Raw genomic sequence first — 20,102 nt, 5'->3', positions numbered from 1 at the left:
ATCGTCCCGGTTTGTCCGAGCGAGTTCATCACAGCGTCGCGCCGGAGACGTGTCGGCACCCTGGAGGTGCAGCAGGAAAAAATGCCGAGGGGGCGACGTGCCGGTGCGGTGGGACTTGCTGGGAACAGCTCCCCTGGAAACGACTGCGGCGCACACCCCTGGATCTGGCCGTCCCGCCCAGCACAGCGCGGCCGCCTTCGCCGAGGTCTGCCGTCGGCACGGCATCCGCCGCAGAATGAGCCGGGTCGGCTCGAGCTACGACAACGCTCTCGCAAAGTCGTTCTTCCAAGGCCGCAAGCCCGAAACCCGGCACACGCCCCCCAGGCACGCAGCCCATTGAGAACTGCGGCGCACGGCCGGAACGCACAGTGGAGACCCAGTACCGACCGCGCCGGCCCGGTCACCCAGGACCGGCGCGTGGTCGGTCGTACCCATGGGCGTCGGGCGAGCGGGATAGGCGCCGCCGGCCATACAGAGGATGATCAACGCGAGCAGCTGCCGCGCGGGTGCAGGAGACGACCAGGAGGCCGCACTCCGCCGACCGCGGCGGCCCCGGCCAGAACCGGGCACTGGTGCAATGACGAAACGACAGCACCGGCACCCACGGCGCCCCAAGAACCCTACCCAGCCACGAAAGTCACAGAGTGGTCGCACCTCAGGAGCGGCCATGGCGAACCCGCCATCCGGGTGGCGGCCGTGCGGCCCGGACCGGGGCGCTGGCCGGCGTCAGTTGTCGACGCTCTCGTTGAAGCGGTTCGAGCAGTTCTGACGTTCCTGCTGGGTCTGGGCGTTGTTCAGGCAGGACCGCAGGTCCTTGCCCTCGTCGGAGTTGAGAACCGACACCCCGACGGCGATCAGGATTCCCGCGAGGACCACGGTCACGGCGCCGAGGACCAGGCCGGTGATGGCCATGCCACGACGGCCAGCACCGTTACGAGCTCGGCGGAGGGCGGCTACACCCAGGCCGATGGCTACCAGGGCAAGTGGTATGCCGACGAACCACAGCCACAGCAGGAGCAGGGACGCGATGCCCGTGACCAGCGCGGCCACAGCCAAGCCGTTGTGACCCGGCGCGGGGGTAGAGGTGGGGGCGGAATGGGCGCCGGATTCGGCGGCCTGCTGGGAGCGGTACGGATCGGACATGGAACGGATCCCTTCTTGGATCGACCGCTGAACAACTTCGCTGTGAAGTGGCGGTGTTCGGCGTCTGCCACGAACTCGAACTAGCAAACACGCCCCCGAGGCCCCTCTTCGACCGCGGCCCGCCCCGCCGATCAGACTGCACCCGGAAGCGTGCCCTCCCAGCGCCAGCCACCTTCGAAGAGGTGAACCCCGGGGGCGGGCGCAGCGGCCGGTGAGCAGCCGACCGGTGATCCGGCGGCCGGGGGAGCCGGTAGACGCGCACCGTGCGCTGCGCGGCGGCGCCGCGGCCGTTGTCCAGGATTATGGTGCGGGTGGCGCCGTCGCGGTAGCGCAGCTCGGTGGTGGCGGACAGCCGGCTGCCGGTCAGGACATGACCCTCCAGACTCCCGTTCGACCAACACCCCTCAAGATCGGAACGACAGCAGCCACTATGGGTTTTGCCTGGCAAGGGGGCCGCGCATGTGCTCGGTACGGTTTGCGGTGAGATCTCACTGGTACGTTGACCTCTATGACGGTGGCATTGATCGACTCAGGATTTGGCCTGCTCCCTACAGCCGGCTGGCTTCGGCACCTCGCCCCGGAACTCGATCTGCTCCTGCATCTGGATCCCGAGGGCGCCCCCTGGGGTCCGAAATCCGCCTCCTTCGTCACGAACCGTCTGCTCACCGCCGCAGATCTGGCCGCGGAGCGCGGCGCGGAGGCCATCGTGGTGCCTTGCAACACCGCCACTGTCACCGCGATCGACGCCCTGCGCGAGAGGTTCGAGCCTCGCATCCCCGTGATAGGAACCGTCCCCGCCGTGAAGCTGGCCGCGGCGACCAGTCAGAATCTCGCCGTCTGGGCAACCGTCCGTACCACCGCGAGCGACTATCAGAATCGGCTGATCGCGGACTTCGCGAACGGTATCCCGGTCGCACAGATCGCGTGTCCTGGCCTGGCCGAGGCGATCGACCACGGTGACATGGCCGCCGCAGCGGAGGCGATTGCCGATGCAGCCGAGCGGAGCCCCCGGGATTGCGACGCCGTGGTGCTGGGATGCACGCACTACCCCCTGGTGGCGCCGGAGATTCTGCAGAGCCTGCCCGCCGGAACCATCCTGTACGACAGCGCGGAAGCAGTCGCCCGCCAAGTACTGCGACGACTGAACCGCACCGGGGAAGCAAGCAGCGTCCTGGGCTCCATCGACGTGGTACTCAGCGGTCGCCCTGGCCAGCTCCCGGCAGGCGCGCACGCTTATCCGGTGGGCCGTGCCCTGGCCGCCGCGGCGCGAGTACCTCGCGAAGCTCTGCTCTCCGCCACCACGCGAGCCCCGATGACTACTCCGGCAATCTAAGCGAACCCCCCTGTCCCTGTCCGCAACACGCCTATCCGCGCGAACTCTTAAACTTCCGTCGCGGTGATCACAACTACGATCGCGGCAGAGCATCCGGGGGGATCGGTGGCTGAGCGAGCAGTGCTGCACGTCCGCCGGCGGTGACGACATGGTTCGGGCGACGCGCGGTACGGATGACGGGATCCGGGCTGATCCGGGACCGGGGCCAGAAACGTGTCCATATCCCTTTCGGAGTAATCCAGCGGGCCACGGCAGGCCCCAGTGGGCGGCCTCTGCGGTGGGACCCGCTGATCACGGTCGCCAGCATTGCCAAGGGAACCGAGTTCGCACTACGACGTCTACGAGGTCGCGGACCAGCTCGGCCAGATTCAGCGCTATCGAGGGGTCAGCCGGCAGGGCAAGGAGAAGGATCCGTCACGCACTGTGCTGGTGATCCCCGGTCGCACGGTGCCGTTGGACCCCAGTAGTCCCCTAGTACTCCAGTGTGACTTCGTAGTTCCACGTCACATCGTGCGTGTTCTGGCTACTGGGCGGTGGACTGTCCAATCGCGCGGAGGACATCGGCGAGCCAGACCAGGTGGTGGCCCACGGCCCGGTTCGGGTCGGCGAGGAGGTCCTCCAGGTGCTGCCATGACTCGGAGAGCTGCCCGATTGTGATCGATTTCGGTTCGTTGGGGACGTTGTAGAGTTCGTCGCCCGGAACAGACCAGAAGTAATCGTGTTCGAGCGCGACTGCGCTGCCGGCTGACGCTTCGATGTGTTGCAGTGCCAGCTCGAAGGCCGTCCGAAGCTGGTCAAGGGGGATCCGCAGGGGTTCGCTGTCCATGTGCTCATTGTGTCGATCAGGGGCCGTCGGACCGACGCAAGGAGTTCTGCACTGCCCAGGACCCGGCCCGGAGCGAGAGCAGCCACCGCGTGATCATCGGGAGTTGTGTGGACTCCTGAAGATCGTGCGGTGGCTGCGGGCCATAGCGTAGACCCGGTCCGTTGGCGGGCGTTGTTCGACCAGGCCATGGCCCGGATCGCGGGCCGGTTCCGACGGGTGGAACCGCGGGCGACCGCCCGCGCGTACCTGCTCGGGCTGCTGTCCGGCGTCGAGCGCAAGAACTGCTGGCGGCTGGCCGAACAGGCTGGTCACGCACGTCCCGGACCGACGCAGCGTCTGCTGCGAAGCGCCCGCTGGGACGCTGATGCCGTCCGCAACGAAGTCCGCGCTTACGCCGTCGACCACCTCGGCAACGACGGTGGCGTGCTGATCGTCGACGAGACCGGCTTCCTGAAGAAGGGCCGGTCCTCGGCGGGCGTGCAGCGGCAGTACACCGGCACCGCCGGACGCATCGAGAACAGCCAGGTCGGTGTCTTCCTCGCCTACGCAACCAGCCGGGGGCGGGCACTGATCGACCGCCGGCTCTACCTGCCGGAGCATTCCTGGTGCACCGATCCCAAGCGCCGCCAGGCCGCCGGGATACCCGACGAGGTGCAGTTCGCGACCAAACCCCGCCTGGCCTGGGAGATGATCGCCGCCGCACTGGACGACGGGGTGGAAGCACCGTGGGTGACCGGCGACGAGGCATACGGGCAGGACCCGCAGCTTCGTGCCGCCCTGGAGGCCCGCGGGACCGGCTACGTTCTGGCCGTCGCCTGCTCCCTCCGGGTCCGGATCAACTCCGGCCGCACGCCGATTCGCGCGGACACGGTCGCCGGCCGCCTGCCCGCGACTGCCTGGCACCGGCAAAGCGCCGGCAACGGCGCGAAGGGCCTGCGCTACTACGACTGGGCGTGGATCCATATCGGCACCGGCGAACACCACCATCTGCTGATCCGCCGCAACCCCGCCACGAGGGAACTCGCCTTCTACCTGTGCTGGTCACCTGCCGCAGCGCCCTTGGCCGAACTCGTCCGCGTGGCCGGCAGCCGCTGGAGCGTCGAAGAGTGCTTCCAGGCCGCCAAGAGCCAAGTCGGCCTGGACCACTACCAGGTGAGGAACTGGACCTCATGGCACCGGCACGTCACGCTCGCCATGCTCGCGCTGGCCTTCCTCGCCACCGTCGCCGCCGATGCAGCCCCCGACCGGCCAACCGACCCACATCACCACACCCGGGGCCGCAACCCGATCTCGCTGACCGTTCCAGAGATCCGCCACCTCTTCACCGCCATCCTCAACCCACCAGTCGCGTCCCCGGCCAGACTGCTGCACTGGTCGAACTGGCGCAGACGCCACCAGGCAACAGCCCGGCGCAGCCACTACCGACGACGCTCAGCCCACGAAGCCAGCGGATAGATCACGAAACCGCACTGGAGTACTAGCGGACAATCTGGTTTCGGCGCTTTGGATCGGTGGGACTCTCGCGGTCGTCCTGTTTCTGGCTCGGTGGGGTGCGGACGCAGTGCCGGCCCTGCTCCTCGGCTGAAACCCTGGGCGAACGCAGCCCATCGCGCAGCGGCGCCGAAGGCGCTATTAACCGTTCGTTCGGCCCGGACCCACCCGTACTCGGTGCCTCCGCCGCTTCGTTCGTCAACCGAGTGGGGAAGTCGATCGGGCCTGGGGATTTTCGTTTTCACGGATCCCTCATCACCACAGTCACTACCGCGCACCGCTACCCCCAATTGCCTCGGGTATTACGAGCTACCGGTCGCACGGCGGATCAGGCGAGGTCGCGCAGTGTCGTGGCGACGCGGTCGAGGACGTCCACCGGGGGCGTGAACGGCACCCGCAGGAACTGCGCCAGCGTGGCGTCCGCGGCGAAGCGGGAGCCGGGACTGAGCCGCAGCCCGGATGCCTCGGCGTGGGCCACGAGGCTGTCCGCGCGGCCTTCGGTCAGCTGCAGCCACAGCGAGAGCCCGCCGTCCGGAACCGCGAACCGCCAGCGTGGATCATCGGCGAGCAGGGCACTGAGATGGTCGCGTTGGGCGCGCAGCCGCACCAGCCGATGCCGGAGTCGGCCTCCGTTTCCGTCCAGCAATTCGAGTGCGATCAGCTGCTGGATCGGGGCTGCGGCAAGCGCGGCGCTGAGCGGGACCGACTCCAGGGTGGCGACAAGATCGGCCGGGGCGCGCAGCCAGCCGATCCGCAACCCGCCCCACACTGTCTTGCTGGTCGAGCCGAGCAACAACGCGCTGCGGATCCTGGGCGCCGCTTCGGCTTCGGTACGCAGGTCGAGGTCGCGCATGGTCTCGTCCACCACGAGCGTCACGGCGTGGCGCGCGGCCAGGGCGGCGACGTCGCGACGGGTGGCGGTGTCCATGAGGGCGCCGGTGGGGTTGTGGAAGTCCGGGGTCAGATAGGCCATGCCGCCGCGCGCCGCGTGGAAGGCTGCCGCCATGTGGTCGCAGTCCCATCCGGCGGTGGTGACCTGGAATCCGCTCAGGCGAGCGCCAGCGCCGCGCAGGAGGTCCAGGGCGCCGTGGTAGGTGGGCACTTCGACCGCTGCGGTCCGTGGTCGCAGGTGCGCGCACAGCAGCGCGAACGCGGCGCGGGCCCCGGTGGTCACGAAGATGTTCTCCGGCCTCGTGGGCAAGCCTGAGCGGCTGTAATCGCCGGCGATCAGCTCCCGTAGCTCGGGCAGACCGGGCCCGGGCATGCCGGCCTCCGCCAGCAGCCGTCCCGACCGTACGATCGCCGCTGTCATCGCGGCCTGATACGCCTCGGCCGGGGCCGCTGGCACGGCCCGGCTCAGGTCGATGAATCCGCCCTCGCCGGTGGCGCTGCGCGGGGCCAGGCGTTCGGCGGCGGACGGGGCGAGGCGCAGGATGCTGGCGCTGCCCTGGCGGGTCGTGACCCAGCCGCCGTCACGCAGTGCGTCCAGTGCTGCAACCACGGTCCCCCGACTGACGCCGAGGGAGGTGGCGAGGCGGCGTTCGGCGGGCAGGGCGTCGCCGGTGCGCAGCCGGCCGTCCTGGATCCCCTCGCGCAGCGCGCAGGCGAGCGCCGACGCCAGCGGGACGTCCGGCGTGCGCCAGCCGGTCAGCGCTTTGGCCAGCTGGGCTTCGGTAACTCTCACTGGTCCAGTTTTGCACGATTGGACCAGGTGCTGCCGGGGTCGGGGGCCCTAGCTTGGCGCCGTGAGCACCAAGACCTTGCCTCCGATCACCTTCATCCCCCTACGCGAGCATCCGACCCGCCGGCTCCCGCAGCTGTTCGTCGGGCTTGCACTCTACGGATTTAGCCTGTCCCTGATGGTCCGTGCCGCCCTGGGCGTCAACCCGTGGAGCGTGCTGTACGAGGGCCTGGAGAAGCACACGCCGCTCAGCTTCGGGACGATCAGCGCCGTCATCGGCCTCCTGGTGCTGCTGGCCTGGATCCCGCTGAAGCAGAAGCCGACGTTCGGTACGTTCGCCAACGTCGGTGTCCTGGCCGGCGCTTCCGACCTGGGCCTGTCCCTCATCCCCGAACACGTTGACCTCGCAGCGCGCGCCGCGCTCCTGCTTGGCGGCGTGCTGCTCAACGGGTTCTCCGTGGCCGTGTACGTCGGCGCGCGCCTGGGCCCCGGCCCGCGCGACGGGATCATGACCGGCGCCGCGGCCCGCACCGGGTGGTCGATCCGGTCCGTCCGCACCGCGATGGAGATCTGCGTCCTTGCCCTGGGCTGGCTACTCGGCGGGAGCGTGGGCATCGGCACGGTGCTCTATTCGCTAGCCGTGGGGCCGATCACGCAGTACCTCATCCCCCGATTTGCCTACCGTCACAGGAGCACGCCCGACAGGACGGTTGACGGGACGTCACCCGTCATCATCCTCGGCTCGACCAGTCGTTCGGAAGCGACAGCCCGGCGATAGATGCCTGCGTTGCACCGGTCTGGTCGGCCTGACCTAGAACCGGTGGCCTGCCCCGTTGGGTATCACTCAACCGAGCCTCACCAACCGAACCGACGCTCACCGTAATCGGTACGACAGGCTCTCGCCTCGTGGGAGGCGTCCGCTGATCTGGTCGATGTGTTCGGGGACGGTGCAGGCGCTACCGCGTTTAAGCAGGTAGGAGCGGATCTTCCGGGACGAGTACCCCTTGTCCCTGACTACCCTGGCCGGGTGCGGGGTCGGCCGGGCCCGCACCGTTTGATGCGGATGCGGGCCATGACCGGCTCGAACTGCGTGCAGTCGTTGACGTTCCCGCCGGTGAGCGTGGACGCGATCGGCCGCCCCTGTCCGTCGCAGGCGAGGTGGAGAGTCACCAGGCTCCCTCCCCCGGGACTTCGATCGGGGGGGGGAGCCCGCCAAGACGTAGTGCGTGCTACCAGCTGTGCCGGGCCGACTGGTGGTGCCAGAGCCGGTCAGCGCTGTTGGTGGCCCGGAAGAGCCTGATCCCGCTGTAGGCGCCGCCCACCGTTACGGGGGCGGCAGCGAGCATGGGGTTGTCCGCCGGCCGCAGGCTCCACCAGCCAGTGGAGCCTGCCGCGAGGTCCAGGTCGGTTTCCTCAGGGACGATCTGCCAGGTCTGAATCCGCTCGCCGGTGCAGCGCTTGAGCACAACCACGGCATTGATCGTGGCGGTGGTCGTGGGCTGAAGGCACAAGCCGGCGTTCTTCTCGTTGCGCACCAGCCAGGTTCCGTCGTTTTGTTGCTCCAGTTCCCATTGTGTGCTGGTCCGGGCTTCGTAGTTGTCGTTGGGTTCGCGGATCGTGCTGGCGGCGACTCCGTCGTGTGTGGCGTCGTCCCACGAGCTGAGTCGACCCCCGTCCGCCCTGTTGATGATCTCCTGGTGCCGGGCATCGGTGACGTCTGCGGCTTGGCTCGGTGTGCCAACTGCGCACAGCGTCAGCGCGGCCACTGCGGGCAGCACACGCAGCAGCACACGGCGGCGGGTGTGGGACTTCGGGATAGGCATGAGAGGGCCCCCTCCGGTCAGGCGCCTGGATACTCGTGCGGCGACCCGCCGCTGGCGCACCCCAGAACTGCCCACAACCCGCCCCAATAGGCTGAATGCCACTCAAGTAGGGTACTAACAACGACAATATGCACGGAACGGAAGAGGGGATTTGAGCGAAACAGCCAGTCTGTATGACTTCCTCCCTCCTGCCCGGCGTGGCGGAGCGACGTCTGCGTGGCGGTCGGCACGATGAGTGGACACCGGCCTCGAGTACATCCGCCACGGCATCGTCTCGGTCACCGTCGCGCTGGACGTGCACACCGGTCAGGTGGTCGTAGAGGAGCTGAAGCGCAACGACTCCGCGCACTTCATCCGGGTCCTAGCTCGGTTGCAGCGGTGCATTTCAACCGGCTGACGATTCATCTGGTCTTAGACAACGGTCGCTCCCACCGCCGGCGTCAGGCCACTAGGGTACGGCGTATGAGCCAGATCCCCGTCGACCCCGTCGCGCACAACCGCCTCGCCTGGGACCGCCAGGTGGAGGAGGGTAACGAGTGGTCACGCCCGGTCGGCCCCGAGGTGATCGCGAACGCGCGGGCCGGCCAGTGGTCCATCGTCCTGATCGGGTACGAGCCGGTGAACCCGACCTGGTTCCCGCCGGAGATCGCCGGACGCGACGTGCTCTGCCTCGCCTCCGGCGGCGGGCAGCAAGGTCCGGTGCTGGCCGCGGCGGGCGCGCGGGTAACCGTCTTCGACAACTCGCCCCGCCAGCTGGCGCAGGACGAGATGGTCGCGGCGCGGGAGGGGCTCGACCTACGCACCGTGCTCGGCGACGCGCGCGACCTGAGCCCGTTCCCGGACGCCTCGTTCGACCTTGTCGTCCACCCGGTCTCCAACCTGTTCATCCCGGAGCTGGCGCCGGTCTGGCGCGAATGCCACCGCGTGCTGCGCCCCGGCGGGACACTGCTGTCCGGCTTCCTCAACCCGGACGTCTACCTCTTCGACGCCGAGTCCTTGGAGACGCGCGGCGAGCTGGTGGTGCGCCACCGCCTGCCCTACAGCGACCTCACCCACCTGGAGCCCGCCGAGCGGGAACGGCTGTGGGGCCTCGACGCGCCGGTGGAGTACAGCCACACGCTCACCGAGCAGCTCGGCGGGCAGATCGCGGCGGGCTTCGCCATCACCGGCTTCGCCGAGGCGCCGCACCACTCGGAGGCCACTGCCGGCTGGCTCTCAGGCTACTTCGCCACCAAAGCGGTCAAGGCCGGCGCCGGTCACTGACCTTCCACCGGCCGGCCCAGGTCAGCAGTGAGGCCGACGGGCGGCTGGGTCAGGTGGGCAACGACCCTGCTGATGCACAAGCCGGCAACACCCCGCCCTCGGCAACCCCGCGTCTCTCATCGTGCTGGCAACCGTGGGGCACCCGCACCACGCATGACCGCCTCGACATCGACGCCATCAACAAACACTTCACCGCCCGATAGCCATCGGCGGAACGGCCGGCCGGCTCGTACTCGGACCCGCCGCCCGGCCCGAACCGGCCGTGCTCCAACAGCAGCATCGCCCCACAACGACCCCCTGATGGGGCCAGCCGGTGACGTCCAGCAGCATGCCGTCCAAGGGGCCGCCCACCAGCTCGACACAGGCGTGCCCCGGCTTCGGCCCCAGGTCCCGCTCGCTCGGCTCCACCCCGTACACACGACGATCCACCCACCAGGCACTCTCATCGGTGGGCGATAGGCGGGGCGGGGCCCAGGATTGCTCTGAGGCCCTTGGCGGGGGGTCAGTCGAGGCGGCTCTTCGGTGCGGACTCCGAGGCGGCCGAGGTGTTCACCGGGAGCAGCAGTAGCCGGGGCGGCGGTGGGCACCGGGGCGGCCGGGGCCGGCGGGGGTGCTTTGCCGGCGGCTGCGGTGGCGACGGCCCCATCGACGCCCCCACCCCGCCCAGCTCGCCTCAAGGAGCGGGCTGGCGCGTCTGTGTGCTGTTCAGGCGCTGTAGCGGAGGATCGCCTGCCACTGCTCGCCACTACACCCCGGACCGCGTGCGCTGCCGGGCGCCCCCTGGCCTGTGACCGGCTGGATGACGGCCAGGCCGGTCACGCCGGCCGGGCCGGGAAGGTCGACCACCCGGTGGTCGAGATTGCCCGTGATCATCACCGCCAGCAACCCGAGATACTCCCGCTGCATCTGCAGGCTGAAACCTTCCTCCCCCGGCACGGCCACCAAGGCCTCATGGCCTTCGGCAAGAAGCCCGCAGGTGGCCTGGGCCGCGCGGACAACGGCCTCGAACCGCGCTACGGAAAGCCGGGCGCGCACCATTTCCAAGTACAGGCCCAGGGCATCAGATCCGTCAGCGTCGTCCCGGCCGCCTAAATGACTTTCGCTCATGACCATCAGCCTTCCCGACCCGCGTGCGTCCACGCCCAGCCTACGCAGCACCGCCGGGGCCCGAGAGGCAAACACCCATGCCCCCGGCGCGCTGGGCCCGTTCGGTACGGACGCGGCGCGTGGGGGGCCTTGATCGTTTGCCGGGTATGAACCATCACGTGGCTTGACGCACTAAGACGGGAGGGAGCGTGTGCCACAGGGCGTTGCGGTGGGGGGTTACGGCGGCTTCGGTGCTGGCCGTGGGGCTGGCGGGTGTGTCGCCTGCTCAGGCTGCGGCTGGTGAGGGGTCAGCGTACGGATTCACAGCAGAGGGACGGGGAGTCGTCCCCTCACCATCGGTCCCCTGGCACCGTCCAAGACCGAAGGGACCCAACAACAGTTCGCTGCTGGAGGCTGCCCTACCCGGCGGGTTCAAGGTCGCATACAGGGACTCCAGCGCGCGCCACGATCTGCTCACCGGGAATGTGGCCAGCCGAGCTGCAGCGTCGGGCGTGGGGCGTGACCGTTAACGCAGCCCACCTGGTGATTCCCCCTGGCCCACAAGGAGAGCCAAGCGTCGACATCGTCATCGCCTCAGCCACCTGCGGCATGGCCACAATCCCGTTGAACTGGGCTGACCGGTACGCCGGTCTACCGCCACAGGGTGGTCGGTGCCGCAGTCAGCGCGATGTCGTCCCGACAGCCCTTACGGCCGGCTACGTGAGTATTCGCTGCGTCGTCGTGTCTTCGCTGACAATCGGTCGTGATCACTGCGCGCCGACCCTCGGGTGGGCTGGGGAAGAGGTGCTGAGATCGTGGGCGTTCCCTCTATGGTCGTCGACGGAAAGTGCGCTGCTGTGCCACCGTAGTGGGCGCGGCCAGGGGCACAAAGGCTGAGCTTGCGACGGCTCCCGCTGCCGAGGGCACTGCCAAGCACCGACCCCGACTCACCACAGACGGATTCGACCATGGCATAGCCGACTGCGGGCAAGTCACACCTCGACGGCGGTGTTGCCCCCCCGACAGCAGCCCGTGAGCTCCTTCGCCAGATGTGGGCCTGTTCATGCAGCGTCCGGGTGAACAGGCCAGAAACGAAGAGCACTGCCGTCAGCACTCGCCCAGGCGGTCGCTCGCGTCGCTTCCCGCTCCTCTCCGTCTTGCGCTTCGCGGTGTGGCGGCGCCGGATCCGGGCGGTGATCCCGCGGCCGGTCGGCACTGGCGCGCCTCCCGAGGAGCAGTACCTCTGCCTGGTCCATGACTGCATCCTGTCACCAAGCAGTCGGACTGCCCGAACCAGGTGAGCGCAGATCAGGAAGTCGAGCCCCCGATCAGGTGGTCGGCGGCGCCCGGTCGGCATGGCGTGCCTGCCGCCGAGGGCCGGGCTGCTTCGCTTGGGCGGGTGGAGCGACCGAGGGGAACGGGGATGAGTTACCGCGACGGCGGGTCCAGGGATGCCGTGGGTACTGCCGCGGTGCTGACGGGACTGGGGGCCTGGCTGCCGCCCCGGCGCGTCACGAACGACGACATGTGCGCGCGCCTGGACACCTCCGACGAGTGGATCCGCGAGCGCATCGGCATCGCTGAGCGCCGCATCGCGGCGCCCGACGTATCGACCGGCGACATGGCGGTCGAGGCGGCCGCGCGCGCCATGGCCTCGGCCGGCGTGGATGCCGTGGACGCCCTGCTCGTGGCCACCAGCAGTCCCGATCACCCCTGCCCCGCGACGGCTCCCTGGGTGGCCCACCGGCTGGGCCTGCCTCCGGTGGCGGCGTTCGACATCGCGGCGGGCTGCTCGGGCTTCGTGCACGCATCTGCTGTCGCCGCGGGCTTGATCGCCTCCGGCGCCGCCCGGCGCGTCCTGGTGGTCGGCGCCGAGACCATGTCGGCCTTGGTCGATCCGGAGGACCGGGCGACCGCCCCCATCTTCGGTGACGGCGCGGGGGCCGCCGTGTTCGAAGCGGGCAGCCCGCACGCGGAAGGGGCGCTCGGCCCCGTGATCTGGGGCAGCGACGGCTCCCTCGCCGACGCCATCGTGGTCCCGGCGGGCGGTGCCCGCGGACGCCACGAGCGTGCCCGGGCGCCACAGGGTGACTTCTTCGTCCACTTGCGCGGCAACGAGGTCTTCCGCCACGCGGTCCGCCGTATGACGCACGCGGCGCGCGAGGCGACGGCCCGGGCCGGCTGGCGGATCGACGAGGTCGACCGGCTCATCGCCCACCAGGCCAACCTGCGCATCAACCTCGCCGTCGCCGACGCGCTCGGCATCCCCGCCGACCAGGTTCCCTCCAACATCCGGGACGTGGGCAACACCGCCGCGGCCTCGGTACCGCTGCTGCTGGCCGACGCCGCCGACAAGGGGGAGCTCAAGCCCGGCCACAAGGTGCTCCTCGTCTCCTTCGGCAGCGGCCTCGCCTGGGCGGCCACCACTCTCGTCTGGCCGGCCGGCCTCGCCCCCCGCATGTGAGAATCCAGCCCCGACTCTTCTCCAGGGACCCACCGATGACGTTCGAGCAAGTCAAGGAAATCCTCACCACGAAGGGCGGCCTGCCTGCGGCTCCCATCACCCCCGAGGCCTCCCTGGTGAGCGCCAACATCGATTCCATGGCACTCGTCGTCCTCTCCATGCAAGTGGAAGAGGGCATCGGAGTCGAAGTCAGCGAGGACGTGCTGGGCAAGGCCGCCAGCGTCGCGGAACTGGCCGAGCTGGTCGGACGGTACGCGGAGCTGCGGGCATGACCCTGTCCCCCGCCGTCGACCCGGTCCCTGTGGCGGCTGGGCTGTTGCATGAACAGCACGTGCCCTTGTGCTGGCGAGGCCTGCGCTACACCGCGCGTGTCGTACGCCCGGACCCGCCCGAGCACGCGCCGGCCCCGAGTCCACCCGGCGACACCGGTACGCCCGCGGTCACCGAGCCGCTGCTGCTGCTCGGCGGCGCCCTCCAGGACATGTATTCGTGGCCGAGGCTGGAGCGCCGCATCGCCCCCTGCACGCCGATCGTCCTGGTCGACCTCCCCGGCACGGGCACCGCAGACGATCTGGCCCCGGACCAGGGCTTCGACCTCCTCACGGAGGCGACCCTGCACGTGCTCGACCGGCTGGCGCTTCCGCGCGTCAACGTACTGGGCACTTCCTACGGCGCCCCGATCGCCTACCGGATCGCGCAGCGGCACCCCGACCGGGTCGCCCGGCTGCTGCTGGCCGGCACCACGCGTCGGGTGTCGGCACCGGTGCGCGCCCTCCTGCGCGAGGTCGCCGATCACCTGGAGGCCGTCGTGCGGGGCCGGGGACCAGCGGCCGGGGACGCCGGCAGGGGCGCGGACCGAAGAGAGAACGCCGAGCGCCTGGTGGATGTGTTGATCAACAAGGGCGCGCGGGAGCGGGTGGAGCAGTCCGACGCCGCGCGTCGGCTGCTGTGCCGTCAGTTCCTGCGCACTTCGCCCGCCGAGACCCTGCGCAACGCTGCGTGCCACCGGCGCCTGCTCGATGCGGATCTCATCCCCGGCGGTGGCATCCGCGGCGTCCCGGCCCTGGTTTTCACCGGCGAACACGACATCACCACCACGCCCGACGACAACCGGTCCGTTGCCGCGACGATCGAGGGCGCGGCCTTCGTCCTCCTGCGCCACGCCGACCACATGGCTCACCTGGAGCGGGACCGCGAGTACGCCGAACTCGTACTCCGCTTCCTGCGCGACCTGCCCCTGGACGGGCTGCCGTTCTGCACCGACCCCGAGTACCTTCCGCGGCCGTCTGCCCGTCGGGCCGGCTGAGCGATCGTCACGCGGCGCACGACGCGAGGGCCGTACGGCCGTTGCAGGGAGCCGGTGTCCACGAAAGGCGGGGAGTAGGCGCCCTACGCCCTTCCACATCGCCGATTCGAGGAACTCACATCTGATCGTCGAAGGCCGTGAAGTAGGCCCACCACCGCGCGGCCGGGGCGCTGCGGGTGCGGGCGGTCGCCCCGTGCTACAACCCCTCGAACGACAGACGGTGTGCTTCGGTGTACCAGACCAGCAGTTCGCAGTCGGGGCCAGGCCCCGGCAGCTGGGTCGGCCGGCGGCGGTCACCAGATCTGCCGTGGTCGCGCTGCACCGCCGTCCGGGCGGCTGCGTTCGGCGGAGCCTTCTCGGCCGAGATGGCAACCGCGCGCGGGAGCCGAAGCCGCCCGTACCGAGCCTTGTTACGCGCAAGACAACCAGATGGCGACGCTTTCCATCAGAGGCCGGTCCCAGCCGTGCGGTGGATTCCACGAGCAGGAGATGTCTGGTCTTCCAGCGGGCGGCCGCCGCACGCAGCGCGTCCGCTGCCTCCCGCCGTCCTGCCTGCCCTTCTTGTGGTTGCGGACTGAGGAGACGGGGAGCGGAAGATGCGAGGGAAGAGTTCGGCGAACTGACTGGACCGCGCTCCGCTGATGTTCGTCAAGGACGGTCGCATCCAGCTGACATCAGCTCCCCGCTCGATACCGCGACTGCCTCAGCGGAACACCGGCCTCACAGGTGCAGGCATGGCTCAGGCCGAGACAGGGGTACGGGACAGGGCTGTGCGCAACGCAAAGACACCGAGCAAGCCACCGGAGGCGAACCGCTGAGCGGTCATCACGCGGGGCCGGGCGGCCAGAAACCCTGACATCCGTGCTGCGCCCAGCATGATGAGAGCGTTCACGGAGATTCCCACGATGATCTGCACACTGCCGAGCTGCAGCAGTTGTGCCCAGGCCGGGCCCGCCTGCGGATCCATGAACTGGGGCAGAAGAGCGGCATACAGAAGAGCGATCTTGGGATTGAGCAGATTGGTCACAAGCCCCATCGAGAACAGGCGGGCGTCAGAGACCGGGGGCAGGTCCTGGGCCGGAGCGAAGGGGGAGCGACCACCGGGCTTGAGCATGTTCCAGGCCAGGTAGGCCAGGTAGGCGGCTCCGGCGAGCTTGACCACCGTGTACGCGAGCGGCACGGCAGCGAACAACGCGGACAGGCCGGCGGCCGCAGCCAGCAGGTAGCACAGGAATCCCACGGCGGTCCCGCTCAGGCTGACGAGGGCCGCCCTGCGGCCTTGGGTGATCGCGCGAGAGGCCAGGTGGATCATGTTGGGTCCCGGGGTCAGGGCCATGCCCAATTCGACCAGGGCCACTCCCCCCACTGCGGCCAGACTGATCACTGTCAACTCCCGTTCCTCATCTGGGCACCCGGTACCCGGCGTGGGCGGCGCCCGGCGGAGACGGACGGCTACGACGCAACGGCAGTGCCTGCATCGCGTGCCTCAGGGTACGGCCCTGCCGTTCGGCTTCTCCGTGCACCCTCTGCAGCCAGTCAACGGCATCGAGGACTGCCCCGTTGCCCGAGCAAGGCGCAGCAGGACTTGCAGCGTGTGCCCACATACACCACCCGTTTCCTGTACCGCCGCCACTTGATCGATGCCGGGCCTGCCGCCTGATCTTGATCGGTTAGGCCGAGGACTGTTCCGGCGGCGGGCGGCCTTCGGCTTCTGCCCGCCGGCGCGGCCGCGGATCGGGCTCCAGCCCGTCCCTCGTTCTCTCCGACGTCAGGGCGTGCTCGAACTCGGCGACCGCTCCCAGGATCTGGAAGAACGTCGTGTTGATCACGGTGGAGTTGTCGATGCCCTGGTCGAGGACGACCAGATCGACGCCCCGGGCCTGGCGGTCCTTCGACAGCTCGATCACGTTCTCCAGCGACCGGCCGAACGGCGAGACCTTCCGGCGCGCGTGCTTTCCAAGGGCGGCAGCGTCGGCCCGCTGACGGCCTACGCCGCCTCCAGGGCACGACTGCTACGCCTGGAGCCGTTGCCTGGGGCGGCGGAGGAGCTCACGCCGCCACGGACACCGGTTCCCGTCGAGCGTGGACGGCCACGCCCACGGCCTGAGCAGGACGACGGTCAACGTGGCCGCGATCGGCACACTTGGTGGGCGGGGCGGCCCTTCTGGGCGCCAACAGCGCCCGCGTGGCCTACCAGAAGGGCGTCGGCTCCTCACCATCAGGCCGGGCAGGACTGCGCCGCGGCCCGGGCGATGGCCAGTCACGATCGCCGCGGCCGCGGGCGCCAGACGGTGACGTGGCCTGCTCTGTCCTGCCCGCGCTACGCGGCCGACCGCGTCCCGGCCGCAGAAAACGACTGACCGGGATCTTGTTTCACCGCGGCGCGCGCCGAGGCGGAGTGATCCGGACCTGGAGCTTGACTCCTGTGCAGGCCCCTGGGCCCGGCTCTCCAACCATCGGCGGCCGGACGTGATCGTAGCCCGGCTTTACGGGCATGCCCCTTGCACGGCGGCCGCCGTCTACAACCAGTGCGATCCGTCGTGCTGCCATGACAGCAGCACCGGGATCGCAGCCACAGATGACGGCAGGGTGCGCGTTCGAGTGGACATCAGTAGTAGTGCTTGCGGCCGCCGACGGCGTGCCCGACGGCGCCCAGGATCCAGAGGACGAGTCCGATGACGACGAGGACGATGCCGATCGTCCACAGAATGCTGATGCTCGTCAGGAAGCCGACGATGAGAAGAATGACGCCGAGGACGATCATGGTGTCCTCCCGTTTCGCGGGGTCACGTTCCGGTTCAGGAGTGCTCCCCCAGCCCGGCACTCCTCTTGCGCACTGCGCATACCCAGAGCCGGCATGATCAGGCCTCCTGTGGGGCATCCGGTCTCAAACCGGGGACCAGGGGACCAGTGGCGGGAGTGGAAGGCCGCCGCGCACACCGGCGCGGCTATGGCTGGCTGCGCCTCGCCCTGCCTGGCGGGCATGGACTCCCGCGGAAAACGCTGGGCCCTCGGTGCATACGCTCCGTGACTGCGACGGCGCTACAGTCCGCAGGCTCATCGTCCTTGTTGTCGGGGCGCTCCGGATGTCACCTGTCGCGGATAGGTGCCGCTGGGGCATCCGGGCCCGTAGCCGGCCCATCTCTGCGACATTGGTCGCCTACCCGTCCGATGAGGGCGCCCCGTAGTCGGCAGGTGACAGCCGGCGCCAGGCGATAGCAGGTGTCGCCGGTGTCTGGCCCCGCGGGAAGTACGCCTCGCCTTCGGCGTTCTTCCCGAGCCAGGAGCGGGTGCCAAGGTTGACGCAGCCCGCCGGCGATCAGGGGAGACCGGCATCCCGGGTCACCCGCGGGATGCCGTGGACCTCGCGAACGAACGGCTTTCGCGCCTGTGCCCGGACCGTGAGGAGTGGCCCCCGCCCGAGCCACCGGACGAGACCGACCAGGCCGCCTGCTGGCGCCCTGTGACGACCGCTCGCCCTACGACTGCGGGGGCGGCGGTCCGCTGCCTGTGCCATCCCGTCCGGCCCAGGTTTCTCGACGACGGGTGGGCCGGTCTAGGCTGCGACAGTCGTCGGCCACCGAGGCCGGCGCGGCAAGGGAAGGCAAACGATGCCGCAAGCGGGACACGCGACCGGCCCGGCGGGCACGCCGGAGCGGCAGACGCTCAGTGCGGCACAGGAAACGGCCCGGATGGACGCGGTGCGCCGCTACGACATCCTCGACACCCCGCCGGACGGTGCGTTCGACCGCGTTGCGGCGATGGCGGCCCGGCTGTTCAAGGTGCCGGTGGCCAGCGTGACGATCGTGGACGAGGACCGGATCTGGTTCAAGGCCGCCCACGGTCTGGAAGGCGTCAGCGAGATCAGCCGGGAGCCGGGCCTGTGCGGCTCGGCGATCCTGTCCGACGAGACCCTGGTGATCCCGGACACGCTCACCGATCCCGTCGCCATCGACAACGGCTTGGTCGCCGGGCCGATGGGCGTCCGCTTCTACGCCGCCGCTCCGATCATCACCGCCGACGGGCACCGGCTGGGCACCGTCAACATCCTCGACACCAAGCCGCGCCTGATCACCGAGGACGACACCGCCACCCTCACGGACCTGGCCGCGATCGTGCTGGACGAGATGGAGATGCGCCTGGCCGCCCTGAACGCCCTTCGCGCCGAGCAGGAGCGGCGCCGGGAGCAGGAGGAGGCCCGGCAGCGCGCCGAGCGGGACAAGAGCGCCATCGAGGCGTTCGCCTCCACCCTTCAGCGCACTCTGCTGCCGCCGGCGCTTCCGGTAGTGCCCGGGCTGGAGCTGGCCTGCCACTACGCCACCGCCTCCCCGCAGAACGTGGGCGGTGACTTCTACGACGTCTTCCCCCTCGACGGCGCGAGGTGGGCGTTCTTCCTGGGCGATGTGTGCGGCAAGGGCCCCGAAGCCGCCGCCCTGACCTCTTTGACTCGCTACACGCTGCGCGCCGCAGCCCTGATCGACCCCGACCCCCACGTGGTCCTTACCTCGCTGAACACGGCGCTGCTGCTGGACCCGGCTGTAGGCACCCGGTTCTGTACCGCTGTCTTCGGCGTCCTTGACCCGCACGAGGAGGGAGGGTTCACCGTCACGGTGGCCACCGGCGGACACCCGCCGGCCTATCACCTGCGCGGCCACGGGGCAGTCGAAGCGGTGCACCCCCAGGGCGGCATGCTCATCGGCGCCCTCGACGGCGCACGCTTCGCCTCCCACAGCATCCACCTCGCCCCGGGCGAAGGACTGCTTCTCTACACCGACGGGCTGACCGAGGCCCGCGCCCTTGGCGGTGAAATGATCGGAGAGGAGGGTCTCACCCGTTTCCTTTCCGCGCGCACGGCACCCGTCAGCGCGGCGGCGGTCATAGGGGACACCGTCGCCCTCCTCGATGCCTTGCCCCACGGGGCCGGTGACGACGTCGCGCTGCTGGCGCTGTCCGTCCCCCTCGCCGGCGCCGCGGACGGCCTCACCGCGACCGCCACCGCCCATACCATCGCCCCCGCCGGCGAGACGCCGGAGAGCAGATCGTGACCGACTTCCTCCTCACCACGCAGCACACCGACGGCGACCTCGCCCTGGCCCACGTCGCCGGGGAGCTCGACGTGGCCACAGCCCCCCAGCTACGCGCCCAGGCACTGGCCCTCATCGAACAAGGCCACCGCCACCTGATCCTGGACCTCGCAGCCGTCACCTTCTGCGACTCCTCCGGCTTCAACGCCCTGGTCGGCATCCTCCGCTGCGCCAAGACCGCCGACGGCACCCTGGTCCTCGCCGCAGTCCCCGACCGCCTCGAGCGGCTGCTGGACCTCACCGGCCTCAGCGCCCTGCTACCCGCCCACCCCACCGCAGCACACGCCCTCGTCGCGCACACCCCCAGCCAGAACACGGCCACCGCGTAACCCCCGCGGTGGCCGGGCCGCGCGTTGCCTCGGCCCAGGCGATCAGCACCCTCCGGTACTCCTCCGCGCGTGCCTCGTCTCCACGATGAGCGGAGCCAGCCGTAGATCGCGGTCTCGCGGGCGCGAGCTCGCCCGCGCCCATTACGTCCTCGATCACAACCCCTGACGTACGGAGGCCGGCATGGCCGAACAACAGCGTCCTGGCTCAGTGGGACGCTTTGCGTGGTCGGAAAACCGGGCCGCGCAAGTCCGCCGGGCAGCTTCGAGGGTGAA

The 20,102-nt window shown here is 69.8% G+C and carries 16 protein-coding genes and 5 pseudogenes; 11 read left to right on the top strand and 10 right to left on the bottom strand.

Annotated elements, in window-relative coordinates; genetic code table 11:
• Positions 1 to 163: 163 nt before the first annotated feature.
• A pseudogene (locus tag ACIA6C_RS15895) lies at positions 164 to 313 on the top strand (IS3 family transposase); the annotation flags it as partial.
• Positions 314 to 726: 413 nt separating this feature from the next.
• Here ACIA6C_RS15895 and ACIA6C_RS15890 read toward each other — a convergent pair.
• The gene (locus ACIA6C_RS15890; RefSeq protein ID WP_399276119.1) at positions 727 to 1,143 is read right to left on the bottom strand and encodes a DUF4190 domain-containing protein; all 417 of its coding nucleotides are present in this window, start codon (positions 1,141 to 1,143) and stop codon (positions 727 to 729) included.
• A gap of 508 nt (positions 1,144 to 1,651) precedes the next feature.
• Between ACIA6C_RS15890 and ACIA6C_RS15885 the strand changes: the two genes are divergently transcribed.
• Positions 1,652 to 2,476, top strand: a complete 825-nt coding sequence (locus ACIA6C_RS15885) for a glutamate racemase (protein ID WP_399276117.1) — start codon at positions 1,652 to 1,654, stop codon at positions 2,474 to 2,476.
• 523 nt (positions 2,477 to 2,999) lie between these two features.
• Here the strand turns inward: ACIA6C_RS15885 and ACIA6C_RS15880 are convergent.
• Positions 3,000 to 3,302, bottom strand: coding sequence for a hypothetical protein (locus ACIA6C_RS15880; protein WP_399276115.1), 303 nt, complete (start codon positions 3,300 to 3,302; stop codon positions 3,000 to 3,002).
• Between the two features lie 186 nt (positions 3,303 to 3,488).
• Between ACIA6C_RS15880 and ACIA6C_RS15875 the strand changes: the two are divergent.
• A pseudogene (locus ACIA6C_RS15875) lies at positions 3,489 to 4,538 on the top strand (IS701 family transposase); the annotation flags it as partial.
• Between the two features lie 583 nt (positions 4,539 to 5,121).
• Here ACIA6C_RS15875 and ACIA6C_RS15870 read toward each other — a convergent pair.
• Positions 5,122 to 6,477, bottom strand: coding sequence for a PLP-dependent aminotransferase family protein (locus ACIA6C_RS15870; protein WP_399276113.1), 1,356 nt, complete (start codon positions 6,475 to 6,477; stop codon positions 5,122 to 5,124).
• Between the two features lie 61 nt (positions 6,478 to 6,538).
• On the opposite strand from ACIA6C_RS15870, the gene ACIA6C_RS15865 reads away from it, so the two are divergent.
• The gene (locus ACIA6C_RS15865; RefSeq protein WP_399276111.1) at positions 6,539 to 7,252 is read left to right on the top strand and encodes a YitT family protein; all 714 of its coding nucleotides are present in this window, start codon (positions 6,539 to 6,541) and stop codon (positions 7,250 to 7,252) included.
• Positions 7,253 to 7,366: 114 nt separating this feature from the next.
• Here the strand turns inward: ACIA6C_RS15865 and ACIA6C_RS15860 are convergent.
• Both ACIA6C_RS15860 and ACIA6C_RS15855 read right to left on the bottom strand, forming a co-directional pair.
• Positions 7,367 to 7,638 (bottom strand): annotated as a pseudogene (locus ACIA6C_RS15860) (transposase); the annotation flags it as partial.
• A 65-nt stretch (positions 7,639 to 7,703) separates the two neighbouring features.
• Positions 7,704 to 8,297 (bottom strand): RICIN domain-containing protein, encoded by a 594-nt coding sequence (locus ACIA6C_RS15855; RefSeq protein WP_399276109.1) that lies wholly within the window; start codon positions 8,295 to 8,297, stop codon positions 7,704 to 7,706.
• Positions 8,298 to 8,532: 235 nt separating this feature from the next.
• On the opposite strand from ACIA6C_RS15855, the gene ACIA6C_RS15850 reads away from it, so the two are divergent.
• Positions 8,533 to 8,694 carry a hypothetical protein gene (locus tag ACIA6C_RS15850; protein WP_399276107.1) on the top strand — a complete coding sequence of 54 codons (162 nt, stop codon included), beginning with the start codon at positions 8,533 to 8,535 and terminating at the stop codon, positions 8,692 to 8,694.
• A 65-nt stretch (positions 8,695 to 8,759) separates the two neighbouring features.
• A complete protein-coding gene (locus ACIA6C_RS15845; RefSeq protein ID WP_399276105.1) occupies positions 8,760 to 9,560 on the top strand; it encodes a class I SAM-dependent methyltransferase in 801 nt (266 codons plus the stop codon).
• Between the two features lie 196 nt (positions 9,561 to 9,756).
• Here ACIA6C_RS15845 and ACIA6C_RS15840 read toward each other — a convergent pair.
• Together ACIA6C_RS15840 and ACIA6C_RS15835 are read right to left on the bottom strand one after the other, a co-directional pair.
• A pseudogene (locus tag ACIA6C_RS15840) lies at positions 9,757 to 9,989 on the bottom strand (hypothetical protein); the annotation flags it as partial.
• Between the two features lie 276 nt (positions 9,990 to 10,265).
• Entirely contained in the window at positions 10,266 to 10,667 is a 402-nt protein-coding gene (locus tag ACIA6C_RS15835) for a hypothetical protein (RefSeq protein WP_399276103.1), read from the bottom strand.
• Positions 10,668 to 12,102: 1,435 nt separating this feature from the next.
• On the opposite strand from ACIA6C_RS15835, the gene ACIA6C_RS15830 reads away from it, so the two are divergent.
• Genes ACIA6C_RS15830 through ACIA6C_RS15820 form a run of 3 tightly spaced genes read left to right on the top strand, consistent with a single transcriptional unit; the run spans position 12,103 to position 14,416 of the window.
• On the top strand, positions 12,103 to 13,110 hold the full coding sequence (locus ACIA6C_RS15830; RefSeq protein WP_399276101.1) for a beta-ketoacyl-ACP synthase III: 1,008 nt from the start codon (positions 12,103 to 12,105) through the stop codon (positions 13,108 to 13,110).
• 35 nt (positions 13,111 to 13,145) lie between these two features.
• Positions 13,146 to 13,382: an acyl carrier protein gene (locus ACIA6C_RS15825; RefSeq protein WP_361127540.1), complete on the top strand. Its 237-nt coding sequence runs from the start codon at positions 13,146 to 13,148 to the stop codon at positions 13,380 to 13,382.
• Positions 13,379 to 14,416, top strand: coding sequence for an alpha/beta fold hydrolase (locus ACIA6C_RS15820; RefSeq protein ID WP_399276099.1), 1,038 nt, complete (start codon positions 13,379 to 13,381; stop codon positions 14,414 to 14,416). The genes ACIA6C_RS15825 and ACIA6C_RS15820 overlap by 4 nt, the downstream gene beginning before the upstream one ends.
• A 739-nt stretch (positions 14,417 to 15,155) precedes the next feature.
• On the opposite strand, the gene ACIA6C_RS15815 is transcribed toward ACIA6C_RS15820, so the two are convergent.
• The 3 genes and pseudogenes from ACIA6C_RS15815 to ACIA6C_RS15805 form a co-directional block, all read right to left on the bottom strand.
• On the bottom strand, positions 15,156 to 15,800 hold the full coding sequence (locus ACIA6C_RS15815; protein WP_399276097.1) for a LysE family translocator: 645 nt from the start codon (positions 15,798 to 15,800) through the stop codon (positions 15,156 to 15,158).
• Between the two features lie 286 nt (positions 15,801 to 16,086).
• Positions 16,087 to 16,344 (bottom strand): annotated as a pseudogene (locus tag ACIA6C_RS15810) (recombinase family protein); the annotation flags it as partial.
• Positions 16,345 to 17,024: 680 nt separating this feature from the next.
• Positions 17,025 to 17,180 carry a DUF6131 family protein gene (locus tag ACIA6C_RS15805; protein ID WP_168713964.1) on the bottom strand — a complete coding sequence of 52 codons (156 nt, stop codon included), beginning with the start codon at positions 17,178 to 17,180 and terminating at the stop codon, positions 17,025 to 17,027.
• 847 nt (positions 17,181 to 18,027) lie between these two features.
• Between ACIA6C_RS15805 and ACIA6C_RS15800 the strand changes: the two genes are divergently transcribed.
• Positions 18,028 to 19,461 carry a PP2C family protein-serine/threonine phosphatase gene (locus ACIA6C_RS15800; RefSeq protein ID WP_399276095.1) on the top strand — a complete coding sequence of 478 codons (1,434 nt, stop codon included), beginning with the start codon at positions 18,028 to 18,030 and terminating at the stop codon, positions 19,459 to 19,461.
• Positions 19,458 to 19,829: an STAS domain-containing protein gene (locus ACIA6C_RS15795; protein WP_399276093.1), complete on the top strand. Its 372-nt coding sequence runs from the start codon at positions 19,458 to 19,460 to the stop codon at positions 19,827 to 19,829. Before ACIA6C_RS15800 ends, ACIA6C_RS15795 begins: the two co-directional genes overlap by 4 nt.
• The last annotated feature ends 273 nt before the right edge of the window (positions 19,830 to 20,102 follow it).

Origin of the sequence: Streptomyces sp. NPDC051578 (assembly GCF_044454045.1) — a bacterium.
Taxonomy (GTDB): domain Bacteria; phylum Actinomycetota; class Actinomycetes; order Streptomycetales; family Streptomycetaceae; genus Streptomyces.
This window is presented reverse-complemented; position numbering and strand designations above follow the sequence as displayed.

Bases quoted from the DNA above. Each gene is read 5' to 3' on its own strand.
- ACIA6C_RS15855 (WP_399276109.1), bottom strand. From the start codon at position 8,297: ATGCCTATCCCGAAGTCCCACACCCGCCGCCGTGTGCTGCTGCGTGTG.
- ACIA6C_RS15885 (WP_399276117.1), top strand. From the start codon at position 1,652: ATGACGGTGGCATTGATCGACTCAGGATTTGGCCTGCTCCCTACAGCC.
- ACIA6C_RS15805 (WP_168713964.1), bottom strand. From the start codon at position 17,180: ATGATCGTCCTCGGCGTCATTCTTCTCATCGTCGGCTTCCTGACGAGC.
- ACIA6C_RS15880 (WP_399276115.1), bottom strand. From the start codon at position 3,302: ATGGACAGCGAACCCCTGCGGATCCCCCTTGACCAGCTTCGGACGGCC.
- ACIA6C_RS15845 (WP_399276105.1), top strand. From the start codon at position 8,760: ATGAGCCAGATCCCCGTCGACCCCGTCGCGCACAACCGCCTCGCCTGG.
- ACIA6C_RS15835 (WP_399276103.1), bottom strand. From the start codon at position 10,667: ATGAGCGAAAGTCATTTAGGCGGCCGGGACGACGCTGACGGATCTGAT.
- ACIA6C_RS15820 (WP_399276099.1), top strand. From the start codon at position 13,379: ATGACCCTGTCCCCCGCCGTCGACCCGGTCCCTGTGGCGGCTGGGCTG.
- ACIA6C_RS15825 (WP_361127540.1), top strand. From the start codon at position 13,146: ATGACGTTCGAGCAAGTCAAGGAAATCCTCACCACGAAGGGCGGCCTG.
- ACIA6C_RS15890 (WP_399276119.1), bottom strand. From the start codon at position 1,143: ATGTCCGATCCGTACCGCTCCCAGCAGGCCGCCGAATCCGGCGCCCAT.
- ACIA6C_RS15800 (WP_399276095.1), top strand. From the start codon at position 18,028: ATGCCGCAAGCGGGACACGCGACCGGCCCGGCGGGCACGCCGGAGCGG.